Below are 17078 nucleotides of genomic sequence, written 5' to 3' on the forward strand. Positions count from 1 at the left end.
AACCCGACCCGCCGGCACACCGCGCTCGGCAACCTCAGCCCCGTGGAGTTCGAACGACTTCACATCCCCGCCGCAACCGCGGCATGATCAACACAGAGAAACCGTCCGGGAAACCGGGTCACGCTCCCCTCCGCTTTCGTGGTGCCCACCGATGTACCGGATCGGGTTCGCCGTGACGGCTGTAGCGGTGCCGGTGGATCGAGCTTCGCCGTAAGGGCTGTAGCTGTAACCGCCGGCGTAGGTACCGGAGGCGGAGAACACCCCGACGACGGACCCAAGGAGGTCCTGGACGTAGTACCAACGCGCGGCAGCCCTGTACCCGATCGGTTGCCCCTGCGGCGAGTAGGTGTACTGCATCACGGTGTTGCCGGCGCTTTCCTGAGTAGCGCCGAGCGGGGTGTTCACGAAGCTCGTGCCGCCGGACGTGAGCCTTGAACTGTTGCCACCGGCGAGATACGAGTAGGACGTCGATCCTGCCGAGGCCGCCTGAAGTCGATCGCCGAACGAACTGGAGACGCCACTGAGACCGTTGCGAGTCTGATTGCCTGCCCCGTCGTAGGTGAACGTTGTGGACTGCCCAGTTACGGACGTGAGCTGGTGCGCGGCGTTGTAGGAGTAGTTCGTGGTTCCGGCAGCGGCTCCGGTTGCACCGGCGCGTGTCTGGGAGGTCCGGTTGCCTGCGCCGTCGTACGCGTACTTCCAAGAGGCGGAGACGTTCGCTCCGATGCGCTCCTCTGCGAGGGTCAGCCGGTTCCGCTCGTTGTAGGAGTAGGTCGTCACCGCGCCCGCGGTGATGCCCTCCTCTTTGTATGCGGTGCGGGATTGCACGTTAGCCAGGTCATCTCCGGAACCGGGCGCCGCGTACGAGTAACCGATGTCGACCGCGGTTGCGCCGGCACCGGTCTTCGCGGTGACCCGTGTCGGCCGCCCGGAGTCGTCACGGTTCGTGACGGTGGTGGCTCCGCCAGGCAAGGTCCGCTTGCTCTCCTGACCGTTCTCGTCGTAGTCGAACAGGATGCAACCGGAGTTCGCTCCGGGCGTGCCGGAGGTCGGACACGCTCCTCCCGGTTCGACAAGTCTCGTGAGCTGGCTCGCCGCGTCGTAGCTGTACTGCGTTGTGCCGGTGACGTCTGAGTGGGACAGAAGGTTTCCCGCGGCGTCGTGCGTCATCGTTGCGGCGCTCGAGATGACTCCCGGGGTCGAGCTCTGTGTTGTCTGGGACGTGATCTGGCCGAGGAGATCGTGTTCGAAGCTCTGGACGGTTGCGATCTTGGAGTCGGACGTGCCGGCGAGAGTCCCGTCGAGGTTCCATGCCGAGAGCACGACGGAACCGTCGTTGTATGTCGTCGACGTGACGCGGTCTCGGTTGTCGTACCCGTACGCGGTGGTGTGGCCGTTGCCGTCGGTGACCGAGGTGAGCCGGTTCAGCCCGTCGTACTGGTACGTGGTATCCCCGAGCGGTGCGGGCGCGTCGACCTTGGTGACGTTGCCGGCCGTGTACTCGTACGAGGTGACGTTCCCGTTTGCGTCAGTCGCCGTGCACACCTGGCCGGCGAAACCGCCGCAGATGCTGCCGGAGCTGTTCTCGTACGCATACTGCTGCACGCTCGTCGTGCCGCTGGTCGTATCGGACTGTTTGGTCAGGTTCCCTGCGGCGTCGTACTCCATGGACGAGGTGTTGCCCGCCGGGTCGATCGCACACTTTGGCTGATAGGGGTTGCCGGCCTGCGCGTTCGGGCAGTTCGGTCCCTGCGCGTAGATCGCCTGCGTCGCCGCACCTGTGGGGAGCGAGACCGAAGTGAGGTTGTTCAAGTCGTCGTACTCGCTCGTCGTGACGTTCGAGCCGATCGCGTCGGTGCTCGTGGCAACATCCGAGTTCGGGGTCCAGGTCTGCGATCGAGTACGACCGAGCTGATCCTCCGCCGAAGTCACGCGATTCTGGTCATCGATCTCGTAGGCCGAGGTACCGCCACGCGGGTCGGTCACCACCGTCCCGCTAGCGGTGTAGTCGAACTCCGTGACGACATCGTCAAACCCGGGGGCTTTCTGCGTCACCTTGGTGACCTTCCCCGATGCGTCTTGGGCGTACTCGAACTCGATGCGCTTCCCGTCGGAACGTTCGAGGGCGTTGGGCCGGTCCCGGTTGTCGACGTCGGACTCGATCGACCAGTCCCCCCGAGCGAAGCTCGTCGTGGACCCAAGGATTCCCGGCACCGAGCCATGTTCGAAGTTCGTGCTCCGACCAGGCCCGTCTTCGATCTGCCGAACCCACGCGTTCCCGACACCCCCGATGTAGTCGAACCAGACAGTGTCGCCGGTCGCGTTGGTGACCGTCTGGATCCCTCTGTCGTCGTACGAGAGAGTCAGGCCCACCCCGTTGCGATCGGTGATCGACGTCGCGTAGCCGTTTGTGAACTTATAGGTCAGACCCGTCCGGTTGAAGCGGACTGTACCCACACCGTTCGCGCCGAACGAGAGCGATGCGTTCAGCCCTGCCGGAGCGGTCCAAGTGGATCCCGAGCGCGTGAACTTGGCGATGTAGCCGGTGGGGCCATAGAAGTGAGCGTCGTTGCTCGTCGCCGTGCCGACCAATCCAAGGCTGCCGAGACTTGTCGCCCACCGTTCACTGATGTCCCCGAACGGCGCCGGAATGCTGTTGAACACCCGTTGCACCTCGAGCCCGACGCCCGGTCCAGCGACCGCAGCTTCCGTCTCCTGAATGAGCAGGTTGCCGCTGCCCACATTGACACGGATGCTGGTTCCACCGTTGGCATCGAAGAACGGGAACTCCATGAAGGTGTACCCCGGAAGGTCACCCGTCCCGCCGGTGGTCGGGATCGCCCTGTCGGGTGCCTTCGCGGCCTGCCGCGCCTGGTTCGTCTTATCCGCATCAGGTGCTTCCCTCGGGCGCCACGCATCGGCGGGGACGTCAGTATTCACCGGACCGCGACCTGACTCCTGGGGTACCCAGTCCTGATAGTCCAGGCCGGCCTCCGACAACAGCTGTTCCGCCACCTGCTCCGGCCCCAGTTCATCCGCAGCGCTCGCTGGTGGCACCGCCACGAGCGAGACTGCCAGCGTTGAGGCTGTGACCAGTGCCGAAACAGCAAGTATCTTGGCGCGCACGTGCAAGTCCTCTCGACTCCCGCGGCGCTTGTCGCGACGCTCTCGGCTAACAGTCGCGAGGAAGCCCCGTCAAGCACCAGCAGCAACCCCTGAATGTAGGCGACTGTTCATCCCGTAGCTACCTGGCCACTCGTGTCAGAGTCAGACTTCAGCGTGCACGCCATCAACTCTCAGCAGCGAGGAGCGCTGGCCAAGGGGCCTGACGTTCAGGCGCGCGCCAACTGTGGGAATCGTCTCGTCGAACCTGTCAGCAGCGAATGCGGCGGGCAGAATCGAGATGTTCTCTCCGTGGGCACACCTGCAGTCAGACCTAGCAGACGAGCCGGCTCGCGCCAGTCCGCCTTCCACGCCACCGGCAGCTCTTCGCAGTCGGTGAAGTGACGGCTCCGGGGGTGTGGAGGCCACGAACGCGTTCAGAGCAGCAGCCCTGGGATCGCCAAGCTCAGCTCGCCCGCGAAGGTGTCGCGGGCATCTGCCAACGCCTGCGGGCCGTCCTCGGGGTCGGACAGGTGTGACACCACCAGGTGCTTCGCTCCTGCCTCGGTGGCGAGCTCGCCCGCCATCCGCGCCGTGAGGTGTCCATGCCCCTCGAGCGCGCTCGCGTCCGCTTCCAGGTAAGTCGCTTCGCAGACGAAGAGGTCGGCGTTCCGGGCCGCCTCGACTACGGGTGCGCAGTACCCGGTGTCGGAGGAGAATGCGAGCACCCGTCCGTCCGGCAGCGTGAAGCGCAATGCAGCCGAGGGTACGGCGTGGCGTGCGGCGAAAGCGCGCAGCGACACTCCGGCGATCCGCTCCTCCCGCTTGCCGTCGAGCACCAGCTCGCGCACGTCCCAGGCCTGCGTGATCGGCGCATGCATCGTCGGCAGGGTGGGGATGCCGAACAGCGCATCGAAGGCTGCGATCCGGGCGGTCTCCCCTGGCGGCACGAAGAGCGGGATGCGCGGCAGCACGCGTGGGAAGGTCCAGCGGTAGGCCCAGGCCATCAGGTCGAGGCTGTGGTCGGCGTGCAGGTGCGTGACGACGATGCCCCGCAGGGCCTCCAGCGGATACCGCGCGGCGTATGCCATGAGGGAGCCGGGGCCGGCGTCGACGAGCACGACGCCGTCGCCGACGTCGACCAGGTAGCTGGACGCGGCGCCGTACGGGGTGGGGGCGGTGGCGGCGCAGCCGAGGACATCGAGCATGGAGATTCCTTTCGAAGGGCGAGACGTCGAAATGCGGCGGGAGTCAGGCGGCGACCAGCAGCTCAGCCTTATTCAGCGCGACGCGCACCCGGCTGGGTACCGGCGCATCGGCCGGGACGCGCACCGGCAGCCGCACATCGCCGATCCGCACGTCGAGATGCCGCTGATCCCCCGCGTACTCGGAGTGGAGCACCACGGCATCGATCGCCGACAGGTCGTCGTCGCTGTCCGCTACCACGCGCAGGGAGTCGCCCCGCAGCAGCACCCGGCATCGGCCGTGCCGGGTGGGACGTGCCGTCATCCGCTCGCGCGGAAGAGTCCAGCCACCGCTGAGGACGGTGACGTCCGGCCCGGTGATCGCGGCGTCCAGCAGCCGCGCTCCGGTGAGGAAGTCTGCGACGAACGCGTCTGCCGGGTCATTCCAGAGCTCGGTCGCGCTGCCGAACTGGACGAGCTCGCCGTCGCGCAGCACGGCGACGCGCTGGCCGAGGGCGAGTGCCTCCCGCTGGTCGTGCGTGACGAGCAGCGTCGCGCAGCCGGTGCGCGACAGCAGCCCGGCGAGGTCGCGGCGGAGATCTCCGCGCAGCTGGGGGTCGAGGGCGGCCAGGGGCTCGTCCAGCAGGAGCGCATCGGGCGAGATCGCCAACGCACGGGCGAGGGCGACGCGCTGGCGCTGGCCTCCGGAGAGCTGGTCGGGTCGGCGCTCGGCGAAGGCCGTCAGCGCGGTCAGCTCGAGCATCTCGCCGACGATGCGCCGCCGCGCATCCGCGGCCACCCCGCGTGCACGCAGGCCGTAGCCGATGTTGGCCGCGACGCTCATGTGCGGGAAGACGGCGTAGCTCTGCGGCACCAGGCCGACTCGACGTCGGGCGGGCGGCAGCGTCGTGACGTCCCGCGCCCCGATATGTACGCGCCCGGCCTCGATGGGCGTAAGACCGGCGACAGCCCTCAGCGTGGTGCTCTTGCCGCATCCTGAGGGACCGACGACCGCGACGGTCTCGCCGGGCTCAGCGTGCATCGAGATGTCCCGGACGGCCAGGCTGTCGCCGTAGCGGACGGAAAGGCCCGACACGGCGAGACCTCCGGCCGACATCTCGGCGCTGGCTGGCAGTGGCGTGCTGGTCATGTGGTGCTCCGGATGGCTGCGCGGCGGACGAGGACGATGATGGCGAGGATCGGGATGATGGTGGCGATGAAGATCGTCGTCTGCGCGGACGCGTATTCGAGGCGCTGCGTCGAGTACGCGTCGAACAGGGCGAACGGCACGGTCGGGGTCGCGGGCGGATTGACGAAGAAGCTCAGGTTGAACTCGCCGAAGGACAGCGCGAAGATCATCGACGCCGACTGCGCGGCAGCCAGCGCGAGGGCGGGCGCCGTGACCGTGGCCGCGATCCGGGCGGGCGAGGCACCGAGGGTCGCGGCGACTTCCTCGTCTCCGCGCAGCGCCGGGGCGGCGAGCACGGGTGTCAGCGCGGCGACCGCGAACGGCAGCGTGAAGACGATGTGCGCCGCCACGAGCAGCGCGCCGCTGGGGCGCAACGCGGGATACGCCGAGACCAGAGCCACGCTCAGGGCGATGCCGGGCACCGCCATCGGCACGTTGAGGGCGTAGCGGACCAGCTGCGTGAGCCACGACGGGTGCCGCGCGAGCCACCACGAGAGGACGACGGCCAGCACGAGGTCCACTGCCACGACGAGGAACGCGATCGTGAGGCTGCGACCGAGCACCGGCGCCAGCGCCACGGCGGCAGCGGCGATCCAGTCGGCGGTCACTCCGCCACCCCAGGGACCCTGTGAAAAGTCGACGCTCGTCGCGGCGACCGCAGTCGCTGCGATCGGCGCGAGGATGAAGGCTCCCACGAGCCACAGCAGCCCGCGCGAGGTCATCGGCTCATCACCCGTCTCAGGCCTGTGGCGCACAGCCGACCGAGGAGCATCGCCACGACGGCGGTCGCGGCGAGGAGGATCGCGAGCGCAGAGGACTCCGCCAACCGGTATCCGGTGGACAACGCGTTGACGACGTTGAGGGGAAGCAGGCGTACTCCCTCCGAGAGCGTCGCCACGGTCCCGTACCCGCCCAGGGCGACAGCAGCGGCGGTGCCCGCGGCCTCGACCAGTGCGGGCAGCAGGAGCGGCAGCGTGATGGTGAACAGCACCCTGATCGGAGAGGCGCCTAAGGTCGCCGCGGTCTCGGCCAGCGCGGCGTCGATCTCCCGCGCCACCGCACGCAGGGGCCCCACCACCCGGGGGAGGCTGAAGTAGACGTAGGCCACCAGCATCCCGGTCGCCGTATAAGCCAGCCCGGACACGTCTTCCCACGCCAGGGCGAACAGGCCGGTGCGCCCGACGAGCACGATCGCGAAGAAGCCGATCACGATGCCTGGGAGCGCTATCGGAAGCGTCAGGAGGCCGTCCATCAGCGCGAGGCGGAGACCTCGTCGCCCTGTGCGTTCGGCGTGCGCCTGGCGCAGTACCAGCGGCACGGCCAGCACCGCCGCCGCGACGACGCTGCCGCCGGCGATGAGGATTGAGTTGCCGAGCGCCTGCTGTGCGCTGGGGGAGGTCAGCGCCGCGGAGAGGTGCGCGAGGGTCGGTCCCTCGTCTGCGGGGGCGATGCCCATGCCCAGCGCGTTGGCGGCGAGCACGAGCAGCGGGAACACACCGAATGCGGCGGGCACGGCCAACGCGACCGCGACGGCCGCGGCCCCCGCCGCGCGGCGCGCCAGCGGCATCAGAAGCCGACCTCTTCCTCGTAGAGCTGGATGAAGTCCTGCTGCACCTCGCCCTGCTCGACGTAGTCGATGGTCGCCGCACGCTCGTAGTCCTCAGCCGGCAGAGTCCTCTCGGCGATCTCCTGCGGCACGTCTCCGACCACGGGACGCATGTAGCCCTCGGCGAACAGCTGCTGCCCCTCGTCGGAGAAGTAGAAGTCGAGCAGCGCCTGCCCGTTGTCCGCGTGCGGAGACCCTGCCACGAGACCGACGATGTAAGGAATCTGCAGCGACCCCTCTTCCGGGATCACAACCTCGACGTCCGCCCCCTCGTCGCGCAGCTTGTAGCCGTTGAAGTCGGTGTCGATGAGGATCGGGATCTCGCCCTGCGCGACCTTTGCGGTGGCTGTCTGGGCCGACGTCGACGCTCCGTTCTCCTTCAGAGCCGCGAGGTAGTCGAGACCGGGTGCCCAATCGTGCAAGTCGCCTCCGAGAGCGATGTTCGCCGCGGTGGCCGCCGAGTACCCGACTGCGGCCTGGGTGGGGTCGAGGTACCCCACCATGCCGGAGTACGCGGGGTCGAGAAGGTCAGCCCAGCTCGTGGGCACTGGCGCCCCGTCGAGGTGGTCCGTGTTCACGATGAAGGCGACGGTGCCGGTGTGCACCGCCGTCCAGTTGCCATCCGAGTCCCGGAGATCGGCGGGCACCTCGGCGCTGCCGGCCGGCTCGTAGGCCTGAAGCACCCCGGCCTCGACGAGCTGCTGGCCGAAAGCGATCCCGGCGTACGCGACATCGGCCACCGGTGCAGACTTCTCAGCCTGCAGAGCGGCCAGCGCCTGGCCGGAGTTCTTCGGATCGTTGGGCGCCTGAATGCCCGTGCTCTGGGTGAACGCGGCGAGCACCTCACCGTAGTTGCCCCATTCGGCGGGGGAGTTGTAGGTGATGACGATGTCGTCCGACGAGGCGCCGGCCCCGCCCGTGACCGCAGAGGTGTCGGCGCTGGCGCACGACGCGAGCGCGATGGATCCGGCGAGGACGACAAGGGTGGCGCGGACGCGACCAGGACGGTTCATGGGCTCTCTCATTCCATAGGCATCGGTGGGCTTCCGACAGCGAGCAGTGCTATAACGATTTGGCACGATGCTGACCAGTCACCGTCGGGGCCGGAAACTCCCCACGTCCGGCACGTGAACAGAGGCTGAACACCACCGGGGGCTACCTTGCACGGCCCGTGCCCTCGCGCGGGAGCCGGATAGCGTACGAGCACCGACGAGAGGATCGATGTGACTGCCAGCCATCGCCGCGCCACGCTGCGCGACGTCGCAGCGGAGGCGGGCGTCTCGGTGTCACAGGCGAGCTTCGCCCTCAACGGCACCGGACGCGTCGCGCCCATGACTGCTGCACGGGTCCGCGCTGCGGCAGACACCCTCGGATACGCGGCTGACGCTCGCGCACGGGCACTGCGCACTGGCCAGAGCGACGTGTACGGAGTCGTCATCCGAAACATGCGCAATCCGCTGTTCCTCGACATCCTGCGCGGCATGGAGGAGCGCGCTGATGCCGCCGGCGCCACGCTTCTGATCGTCAGCACCAACTACTCCCCCGAGAGGGAACAGCAAGCGCTACGCCGACTGACCGCGCAGCACGTCTCGGGGATCGCCATCGCCCCGATCGGCGGGCTGGACCAGCTCGCCGACGGCGTCCGACGGTCCGGCTGGAGCGACCCCACCGCCACGCGTCCGCTCATCGCCTTCCACTGCTCGCCCCCCGAAACCGTGGAAGACGACGCCGACGGCTTCGCCACCGCGGGGCCGGACGAGAAGCAGGCCGTCGCCCTCGCCCTGGACGAACTGCGTCGACACGGCCACCGCGCACCCGTGCTCGTCGCCGCGCCCACAGACCTCGTCGCCGACAGAACGCGAGAGCAGACGTTCCTCCGCCTGTGCGCCCAGTGGGGCCTGTCAGGCGAGATCCTCCGTTGCCCTCTCGACGCACGTTCGATCGAACAGCTCACTCATCGTCTCTGCGAGGAACGCGAGCACCCGGCGTTGATCGTCAACTCCGACTACCTCGCCGCCGGCGTCTACGCCGCGGCCGCCGCGCGCGACGCGCGGGTGGGCACGGACCTCAGCGTGATCGGCCACGACGACCTCGCCACATCGGCGCTGCTGGCGCCGGGGCTCACCACCATCCGCTTTGACCGCTCCGGGCTCGGCCGTGACCTCATGGACCGACTGCTGGTGCCTGGTGACGCCATCCGCCACACCCGGATGCCCGTGACGCTGGTCCCACGTGCGAGTGTCGCCTTCCGTTGATGACGAGGTCTTTGGAGCACCCGGCTCGGCTGCCGCGGAGCGTGGCGACGGCAGTGCTGAGCAGACAACGACCCGTAGCCGAGCGAGTCTGCACGCCTCTCCCGCTGACGTCAGCACTGTGGGACTGCGATTGCCGTGTAAGCGGTCCCGTCTGCGATGCCCCAGCGGCCGCTCATGAAGCGCAGCCGATGAGTGAGCGCAAGCGGATGATGCACCTGCGCCACAAATGCGCCGTCCTCGGCGAACTTGACTGACACATCAGCGAAGTCGAGCCAGGTGCCGGTGAGCGGCGACCATGCCTTGAATACGCTCTCCTTCGCGCTGAAACGGAGTAGGGCGATGTGCGGGTCGGAGCCATCCCGCCTCTGCTCCCGCTCGTCGTCGCGTTCGAGAAAGTCGGCGAGGTCGTCCGGGATGTCTCTGATCGGTTCGGCATCGATCCCGAGCGCGCGATACTCGCGCGCTCGGGCAACGGCCGCCGCGTACACGCCGTCGCAGTGGGTGATGGAGCCGACAAAGCCCGCTGGCCACATGGGAGCACCGCCCGGTTGCCGGCCCACCCACGGAGCATCGACGCCGTGCAGTCGTAAGGCGTTGTGCGCGCAACGGCGACCGGTCGCGAAGTCGCGAAGACGCGCGGTGGCCATCCCGCTCACGAGGCCGGCCTCTGCGACCGAGGCAGGATCCGTCAGCGGTTCACCGAGCACGGACAACGTCACACCAGCCGGCAGGAGCGTGTCGAACAAGCGGTCAGCTCGGTCGTCTAAGCGATGCTGCGCGTCAGGGCCTCATCGGCTGCACGCTGGAGGTCGTCTTTCGTCCCGATGACTCCGCTTGGAATCGCGTCGGGCAGATCGTCTTCGAGGAGCCGGAGCCGCCGATCGCTCCAGCCGAAGATCGCCCACCCCAGCTGGAGCAGACCGCTCAGCACGATCAACAGTGCAAGGGCGCGCCCCGGACCGACGCCCGTGACCAGCCCCAACGTGTCCGCCCATGCGCCGCCCGGCTCGAGCAGCGGCTGGAGGTAGGTCTCGGCCAGCGGGCCGACCACGAGATAGCCGACCGGAACCGTCAGCAGCATCAGAGAGAGGAAGATCGAGAGCACACGACCCTGAAGCTCTAGGCCCACCTTCCCTTGCACGACCGCGGTCCAATGCCCGTCCGCGAGGGACTCCGCGACGCCCATCACGAACATGCCGAGTATCAGCAGCACGGGGTGACTGGTGAGGCCGACGACCATCATCGCGACGCTGCCGATCGCCATCGACAGGAGCATCCCGTGCGTGCGGCGGGCCGTGCCGCCCCAGATCCCCATTGCGACGCTGCCGAGAAGTGCGCCTACCCCGGTGGCGCCTAGCGCGGCACCCATGATCGCCGGGGGCTGCTCGAGCAGCAGAAGGGGAGTGATGACGGCGAAGCCCAAGACGTAGAAGACGTGGTCGATGACGAAGTACCGCAGCGCCGAGCGCAAGCCCGGCCGCCGCCGGATGTAACGCCATCCGTTGCGTACCTCCGCACCGAAGCTCTCCTCGCGGCGGCGGAAGGCCAGCTTCGGGAACCGGGTGATCAGGAGGGTGAACACCCCGATGGCGAAGGTGACCATGTCGAGGATGAGCACCCCTCCGATACCGATCAGGCCGATCAGAGACGCTCCGAGCAACGGCGCGAAGACCTGCCCGACCCCGGCTCCCAGTTGCCCTATGCCGGCCGCGTTGCCCAGGTAGCGCTTTGGCACCAGCTGCGCGACGGCCGACAGATAAGCGGGCCGCTGGAAGGCACCGGCGAGCGACGTGACCGCCACGGTGGCGTATACCTGCCACATGCTGAGCCCACCGCTGAGAATCAACGCAGCGAGCGCCACCATCGCCGCGGTGGCGACCGAGTCGCTGGCGATCATCACCTTCCGCTTGTCCCAGCGGTCGGCAATAGCGCCAGCGAAGGGACCCGCAACGATCCCCGGCAGCAACCCGACGGCGTTCACCACCGCGAAGTCCGTGATCGAGCCGGTCTGCTGGAACACCCAGATGCTCAGCACGAAGCTGCTGAGGCTGCTGCCGACCATCGACAGCAGCTGGCCGATCGCGACGACGCCGAATCTGCGCAGGCTCGGTTGCACGTCCGGTATCGCCTGCGGTTCGGCGTCGAGAGATGAGATCGCGGTCGTCTCGCGTGGGTCTGCGTCCCCCGTGCCGCGGGCGGTGAAATCGGCCAGCGCTTCAGCGAGTGGATGCGCGTGGTCCTTCACGAAGAAGTGCCCGGCACCGGGAAGCACGGTCAGACCCACCTCGCCCTCCGTGAAATGCGCCCACTCGCGGTGTCGTTCCTGGTAGTGCTCGGTCACGCGATCTCGTGCGCCCACTACCGAGAGGACAGGTGCCTTCAGACGTCCGATGTCGCTGCGGTAGGCGGCGGTGAAGTACTCTTCCGCGTCACGGGTGTCGTGTCGAACGTTACGCAGCGTGAACGCCTGCTCGTCAGCGTCCAGGTCGGAGAATCCGCCCCTGGCCCGCAGGTACTCGAGGTACTCGCGGTCGGAGCTCAGACGATCGACGGGGAGGTGCCGATAGATCCAGTCGAAGACGCGACCCGGCAGCCGCGCGGTGGGGAACCCCGCGCCGAGCGCAACGCCTGCCACCTGGATGCCGTTGGCTTCGGCGCGGCGCGCGAGCTCTACCGTGAGTGCCACCCCGAGGCAGTGCCCGTAGAAGAGAACGGGTCCGTCGATCTCCGCGACCTCCGCCACCACACGTTCCGCGACGACGTCGAGCGGCTCGAGCGCTTCATCTGGACGCGAACCGTCGTGGCCGGGCAGCTCGAGCGCCTCCAACGCCCACTCCGACGGCAACGCCTCCGCCAGCGGCCGGTAGGCCACAGCGCTGCCGCCCGAGTAAGGAACTGCGACGACGGTGAGTGTCGCCCCCGCAGCTTCGGCGGCGGGCGTCAGGCGGTGCAGCAACCGGGTACTGGTCGGTCCGCTTCGTTCGCGATCGTCGAGGTGTGCAGCCAGGCGACGGATGGTGGCGTGCTCGTAGAATTCGACCAGACTCGGTGCCGGGTCGAGCCTGCGGACGGTCTTCAACGCGGCGAACGAGTCCCCACCGAGCGCGAAGAAGCTCTCATCGATGCCCGGCGTCGCGATGCCGAGAACATCAGCCCACACCGCAGCGATCCGACGCTCGGTCTCCGTCCCCGGCTCGGCTGTCGTGTCGGGACGGGCCTCCGCGGGTGCGGGCAGGGCACGCCGGTCGAGCTTTCCATTCGGAGATGACGGCAGCGCCTCCAGCACGAGCACTCGTCCGGGGACCATGTGCGGCGGAAGGAAGGCGGCGAGACCAGCGCGGATCGTGGACTCGTCCCGCTCGACGCCCCGTCGTAGGACGACATACCCGACCAGAACGTCCAGACCGGTGCCGCGATCGTGAACCGCGGCGGCGCAGGCGGCGATGCCAGGGAGCGAACCGAGCGCGGACTCGACTTCGCCGAGCTCGATCCGGTGACCGTTGAGCTTGACCTGATCATCGAGCCTGCCCAGGAAGTCGACCGTGCCGTCAGCCCGGAAGCGGGCGGCATCGCCGGTGCGGTACATGCGAGCGTCGGGAGCGTCGGAGAACGGGTCGGGGACGAATCGTTCGGCTGAGAGCTCCGGTCGTCCGTGGTAGCCCGCGGCGACGCCATTGCCTCCCAAGAAGAGCTCGCCGATGACCCCGAACGGCGCATGGTTGCCCTGCGGGTCGAGCACGTACATGCTGTTCCCCGGGAACGGACGCCCGATCGGGAGCAGCTCGTCGTCGGCGAGATCGTCCGCGTCCCCGTCGAAGTAGAGGTTGTCGACGGTCGCCTCGGTGACGCCGTAGGAGTTCACCACACGCGCTTGCGGAGCCACGAGCGCGCGCGCACGCCGATAGTCACGCACGTGCCACTTCTCGCCACCTCCGATCAGCAGGCGCACCGAGGACAGGCCGCCCCCGTCACCCCGCTCCGCCTCATCCAGAAGCGCGCGCAGCACCGCGGGAACGAGCTCGGTGCAGGCGATCCGCTCATCGCGCATAGTCGCGAAAAGCGCGGGCGGGTCGAGCACGGTCTCGCGACCGACCACGACCAGGCGCCCGCCGGTGGTCAGCGCCCGCAGCGTCTCGCCGACGAACATGTCGAACGAGAAGCTCGCCGCCTGCAAGTAGGACCAGTCAGAGCGCAGCGCGTATGCCTCGCGCCACATCGCTACGGCGTGGACCAGGTTGCCATGCGTCACGACCACGCCTTTCGGCTTTCCGGTCGAGCCCGAGGTGAACACGACGTAGGCCGGGTCATCGGAGCCCGCCGGTGAGACCAGGTCCCCGTCGGAGTGGTCAGTCCCCTGGGCGCGGAGATACTCGGCGTCGATGACGACCAGGGGCGCGCTGTCGGAGATCATGCCTGCGCGGCGTTGAGCCGGGTAGTCGGGATCGACCGGCACGTAGGCGGCACCGGCTTTGAGCACCGCCCACATCGCGACGAAGAGTTCGACGCCTCTCGGTAGCACGATGGCGACCCGGTCGCCGGGCCCCGCCCCTTCGTCCTGCAGATGTCGCGCCAGACGGTTCGCGCGCCGGTTCAGCCCTCCGTACGAGATCGTCTCGCCGGAAACCGTCAGGGCGGGGGCGTCGGGGGTGCGACGAGCATGTTCCTCGAACAGCTCGTGCACGGTGCGCGAGTGAAGCGCAGGTGCGGGATCGCACCTCCCTGCATCCTGGAGGCGAAGGACCTCATCGGCGGACAGCATCGGGACCATCGCGGCGGGCTTCGAAGTGTCGTCCGCGACGGCGTCCAGCACGGTGATCAGATGGCTGAGCAGCGTGTCGACGCGTTCGCGATCGAAGAGGTCGAGCGCGTAGTCGGCGGTGAGCACCGCGCCGTCGACGGGGAAGTCGATAGCGAGCGACAGCTCCACCATCGACGCCACGGGCGGCACCTCGCCCGCGTAGCGAAGCATCGGGTCGGTGGAGTGCGGAGTGTTGTGCACGGTCAACATCACCGAGCTGAGGGGCGCCCGGTTCCCGGAACGCTCGACGAGCGTCATCAGGTCAGGCAGCGCGAGCGCCGCGTGATCGAGGTCGCGGACGGTCGCATCGCGCACACGGCGGAGGTGTTCTGCGAAAGTGGCGTCGTCGGCCACTTCCCCTCGCAGCGGGAGCACGTTCAAGGCCGGGCCGATGAAGGCGGAAGCCTCGTCGCTGTCGCGGCCGGCCACGGGCGAGAGGACGGTGATGTCGGTCGTGCCGGTGTGCCGACGCAAGACCGTCTGAAGCGCCGCCAACACGACGTGGAAGAGGCTCGCGCGCTCATCGCCGGAGAGCTTGCGCAGACGTGCCATGGTCTCGGCGGGCAAGTGGCGCACGACTCTCGCCGATGCGTAGCTGGGCACCGCCGGACGGGGGCGGTCCGCGGGGAGCGCAAGATCGCGCCTTGATCCGCTCAGCCGCTCCCGCCAATAGTCACGCAGAACCGGATCCACTGCCGCTGCAGCGTCGCGCACGGCCAGATCGAGCGCGGGGCGGGACGCCGGAAGAGCGGGAGCGGCCCCGTTGGGCAGCGCTGCGCGGTACAACGCCGCGAGCTCCTGACCGAAAACACCGGCCGACCAGCCGTCGAAGGCGAGGTGATGCACCAGGAGGGTGAGCGTCGCGCCGTCGAGGAAGGCATGGGCGATTGGTCCTCGGCGATAGTCGACGGCTGCCCGATCCGCTTCCCCGACCGTCAACGCGACTGTTGCATCGGCATCGATCACTAGACGCGGTTCGCCATCGACCTCCGGGAACCGCGCGCGCAGGAGGGGGTGGCGATGCGCGAGACCGTCGAGCGCGAGGCGCAGGGCGGACTCGTCCACCTCGTCCGTCCAGCGGTATTGCAAGCCCAGCGTGTACACCGACAGGTCGGCGCAGAGCTGCTCCGCGATCCAGTAGTCGCGCTGCATCGGCGAGAGGGGATGCTCCACCCCCTCCGAGAGCGTCGCCACTGCGCCTGTCGCCGAACCCGCACGGTTCGCGTCGAGGACGCCGTCAGCGGAAGCGATAGCCGAGGCGAGCGCCCCTACAGTCGGCGCGGCGTACCACTCGCTGAGACTCAGCGTCACTGCGTGCTCGCGACGGAGCGCCGTGAGCAATCTCACCGCGTCCAGGGAGTCACCACCCAGCGAGAGGAAGTCGTCATCCGTCCCCGCGACGCGCACCCCCAGAACCTCTTCGAAAAGCGCGGCGGACGCGGTCTGGCTCGGACTCTCGTCGGGAGTATCGACGCGCTCGCTTCGCTCGTCGGACTCGAGTGCGCGCTTGTCAACCTTTCCCTGCGGCGTGAGCGGGAACCGGCGGTGCGAGGCGAGCGTGGCGGGGACGAGGTACGGAGGCAGGGTTCGCGCCAGTTGCGCGCGCACATCGGTCAGATCGATCGTGTCGTCAGCCACGACATGCCCCATGAGGCGGGCTCGTCCGGTGCTCGAATCGACGAGGACCACCGCGTCGTCGATGCCTGCGATCTCGCGCAGGGCGGCTTCGACCTCGCCAGGCTCGACGCGGTGTCCGCTGATCTTGACCTGGTCATCGATACGGCCGAGAAACTCAAGGTGGCCGTCGGATGACCATCGAGCCCGGTCGCCGGTGCGGTACTCACGGGCACCGTCCGGGGAGACGATGAACCTCTCGGCGGTGAGGTCTGGCTGACCGAGGTAGCCGTCCGCGACCCCGATCCCGCCGACCAGGAGCTCGTCATCCTCGCCGATACGGCAGGTCACGCCGTCGTGCGGTACGCCGATCGGGACGATGTCGCCGTCCCACTCGGTCACGTCCGCCGCCGTCACTCCGACGGTCGTCTCGGTCGGTCCATAGGTGTTGAACAGGCGTGCGGAGTGTGCTCCAAGAGCTCGACGCCACTGCCGAACGGCGTCGGGGCGCGCCGTCTCGCCGCCGATGATCACGCAGCGCACGGACTCCGGCAGCGCCGCCTCCCCGCGCGAGACCGCGGTGACCAGTTCGTGCCAGTACGCGGTGGGGAGGTCGAGGACGGTGATTCCGAGCTCGCCGCAGCGCCGCAGGAAAAGCTCGGGTCGGCCGATCATGTCGTCATCGCGAAGCACCACGGTGGCTCCCCGCGTGAGAGTGGGGAAGATCTCCTCCACACTGACGTCGAAGCTCATCGAGGCGAACTGCAGCACTCGATCCGATGCGGACAGGGAGAAGGTTCGCGCGAAGGTGCGCGCGAACGCGGTGAGGGCTCGACGGCCGATGAGGACGCCCTTCGGCAGCCCGGTGGATCCGGAGGTGAAGATGACGTACGCCGGGTCCGTCTGCTTCGCGCCGTCAGACATGACCCGCACACCCTGCGCGGTCAGCACTGCGCGTGGACGGGTCTGCTCCTGCATGAACGTCAAGCGGGCTTCCGGATACACCGGGTCCAGCGGCACGTACCCCGCACCGATGCTGAGTGCCGCCAGAGCACCGATCACCGCGGCACGCCCCCGCGGCAGGTGGATGCCGACCAGATCGCCCCGGCGCACGCCCGCCTCCCTGAGCGCCTGAGCGGCGTCGGAGACGAGGACCTCGAGCCGCCCGTAGGTGACGTCGCCTTCCCCGTCCGCCAAGGCGATCGCGTCGGGCATCGTCTCGATCTGCTGGACGATGTCCGTCCATACGTCATCCAGCAGCACAGGGGCGGTGGAAGTCGGCGGCATCGGTGTTCCTTCGGTCAGGCTCGGGTCGTCATGCAGGCGAGAG

The 17078-nt window shown here is 68.4% G+C and carries 9 protein-coding genes; 1 reads left to right on the top strand and 8 read right to left on the bottom strand.

Annotated features, from left to right (window positions below; genetic code table 11):
- Positions 1 to 87: 87 nt before the first annotated feature.
- The 6 genes from K5S26_RS19075 to K5S26_RS17625 form a co-directional block, all read right to left on the bottom strand.
- A complete protein-coding gene (locus K5S26_RS19075; protein ID WP_221860648.1) occupies positions 88 to 3126 on the bottom strand; it encodes a type IV secretion protein Rhs in 3039 nt (1012 codons plus the stop codon).
- Between the two features lie 413 nt (positions 3127 to 3539).
- The gene (locus K5S26_RS17605) at positions 3540 to 4310 is read right to left on the bottom strand and encodes an MBL fold metallo-hydrolase (RefSeq protein ID WP_221860650.1); all 771 of its coding nucleotides are present in this window, start codon (positions 4308 to 4310) and stop codon (positions 3540 to 3542) included.
- Between the two features lie 43 nt (positions 4311 to 4353).
- Positions 4354 to 5436, bottom strand: a complete 1083-nt coding sequence (locus K5S26_RS17610) for an ABC transporter ATP-binding protein (RefSeq protein ID WP_221860652.1) — start codon at positions 5434 to 5436, stop codon at positions 4354 to 4356.
- Complete coding sequence (locus K5S26_RS17615; protein ID WP_221860654.1) at positions 5433 to 6197, bottom strand: ABC transporter permease; 765 nt, start codon at positions 6195 to 6197, stop codon at positions 5433 to 5435. The genes K5S26_RS17610 and K5S26_RS17615 overlap by 4 nt, the downstream gene beginning before the upstream one ends.
- A complete protein-coding gene (locus K5S26_RS17620) occupies positions 6194 to 7042 on the bottom strand; it encodes an ABC transporter permease subunit (RefSeq protein WP_221860656.1) in 849 nt (282 codons plus the stop codon). Before K5S26_RS17620 ends, K5S26_RS17615 begins: the two co-directional genes overlap by 4 nt.
- On the bottom strand, positions 7042 to 8094 hold the full coding sequence (locus K5S26_RS17625) for an extracellular solute-binding protein (protein ID WP_221860658.1): 1053 nt from the start codon (positions 8092 to 8094) through the stop codon (positions 7042 to 7044). The genes K5S26_RS17620 and K5S26_RS17625 overlap by 1 nt, the downstream gene beginning before the upstream one ends.
- A 210-nt stretch (positions 8095 to 8304) precedes the next feature.
- On the opposite strand from K5S26_RS17625, the gene K5S26_RS17630 reads away from it, so the two are divergent.
- Positions 8305 to 9336, top strand: coding sequence for a LacI family DNA-binding transcriptional regulator (locus K5S26_RS17630; RefSeq protein WP_221860660.1), 1032 nt, complete (start codon positions 8305 to 8307; stop codon positions 9334 to 9336).
- A 110-nt stretch (positions 9337 to 9446) separates the two neighbouring features.
- Here the strand turns inward: K5S26_RS17630 and K5S26_RS17635 are convergent, their stop codons facing one another.
- Both K5S26_RS17635 and K5S26_RS17640 read right to left on the bottom strand, forming a co-directional pair.
- Positions 9447 to 10082 (bottom strand): 4'-phosphopantetheinyl transferase family protein, encoded by a 636-nt coding sequence (locus K5S26_RS17635; protein ID WP_221860661.1) that lies wholly within the window; start codon positions 10080 to 10082, stop codon positions 9447 to 9449.
- A 17-nt stretch (positions 10083 to 10099) separates the two neighbouring features.
- Positions 10100 to 17035: a non-ribosomal peptide synthetase/MFS transporter gene (locus tag K5S26_RS17640; RefSeq protein WP_221860663.1), complete on the bottom strand. Its 6936-nt coding sequence runs from the start codon at positions 17033 to 17035 to the stop codon at positions 10100 to 10102.
- Positions 17036 to 17078: the final 43 nt, after the last annotated feature.

Source organism: Microbacterium marinilacus, assembly GCF_019753765.1.
Taxonomy (GTDB): domain Bacteria; phylum Actinomycetota; class Actinomycetes; order Actinomycetales; family Microbacteriaceae; genus Microbacterium; species Microbacterium marinilacus.

Excerpts from the sequence above, each read along its gene's own strand:
- K5S26_RS17610 (WP_221860652.1), bottom strand. The coding sequence starts at position 5,436 with ATGACCAGCACGCCACTGCCAGCCAGCGCCGAGATGTCGGCCGGAGGT.
- K5S26_RS17620 (WP_221860656.1), bottom strand. The coding sequence starts at position 7,042 with ATGCCGCTGGCGCGCCGCGCGGCGGGGGCCGCGGCCGTCGCGGTCGCG.
- K5S26_RS17640 (WP_221860663.1), bottom strand. The coding sequence starts at position 17,035 with ATGCCGCCGACTTCCACCGCCCCTGTGCTGCTGGATGACGTATGGACG.
- K5S26_RS17625 (WP_221860658.1), bottom strand. The coding sequence starts at position 8,094 with ATGAACCGTCCTGGTCGCGTCCGCGCCACCCTTGTCGTCCTCGCCGGA.
- K5S26_RS17605 (WP_221860650.1), bottom strand. The coding sequence starts at position 4,310 with ATGCTCGATGTCCTCGGCTGCGCCGCCACCGCCCCCACCCCGTACGGC.
- K5S26_RS17615 (WP_221860654.1), bottom strand. The coding sequence starts at position 6,197 with ATGACCTCGCGCGGGCTGCTGTGGCTCGTGGGAGCCTTCATCCTCGCG.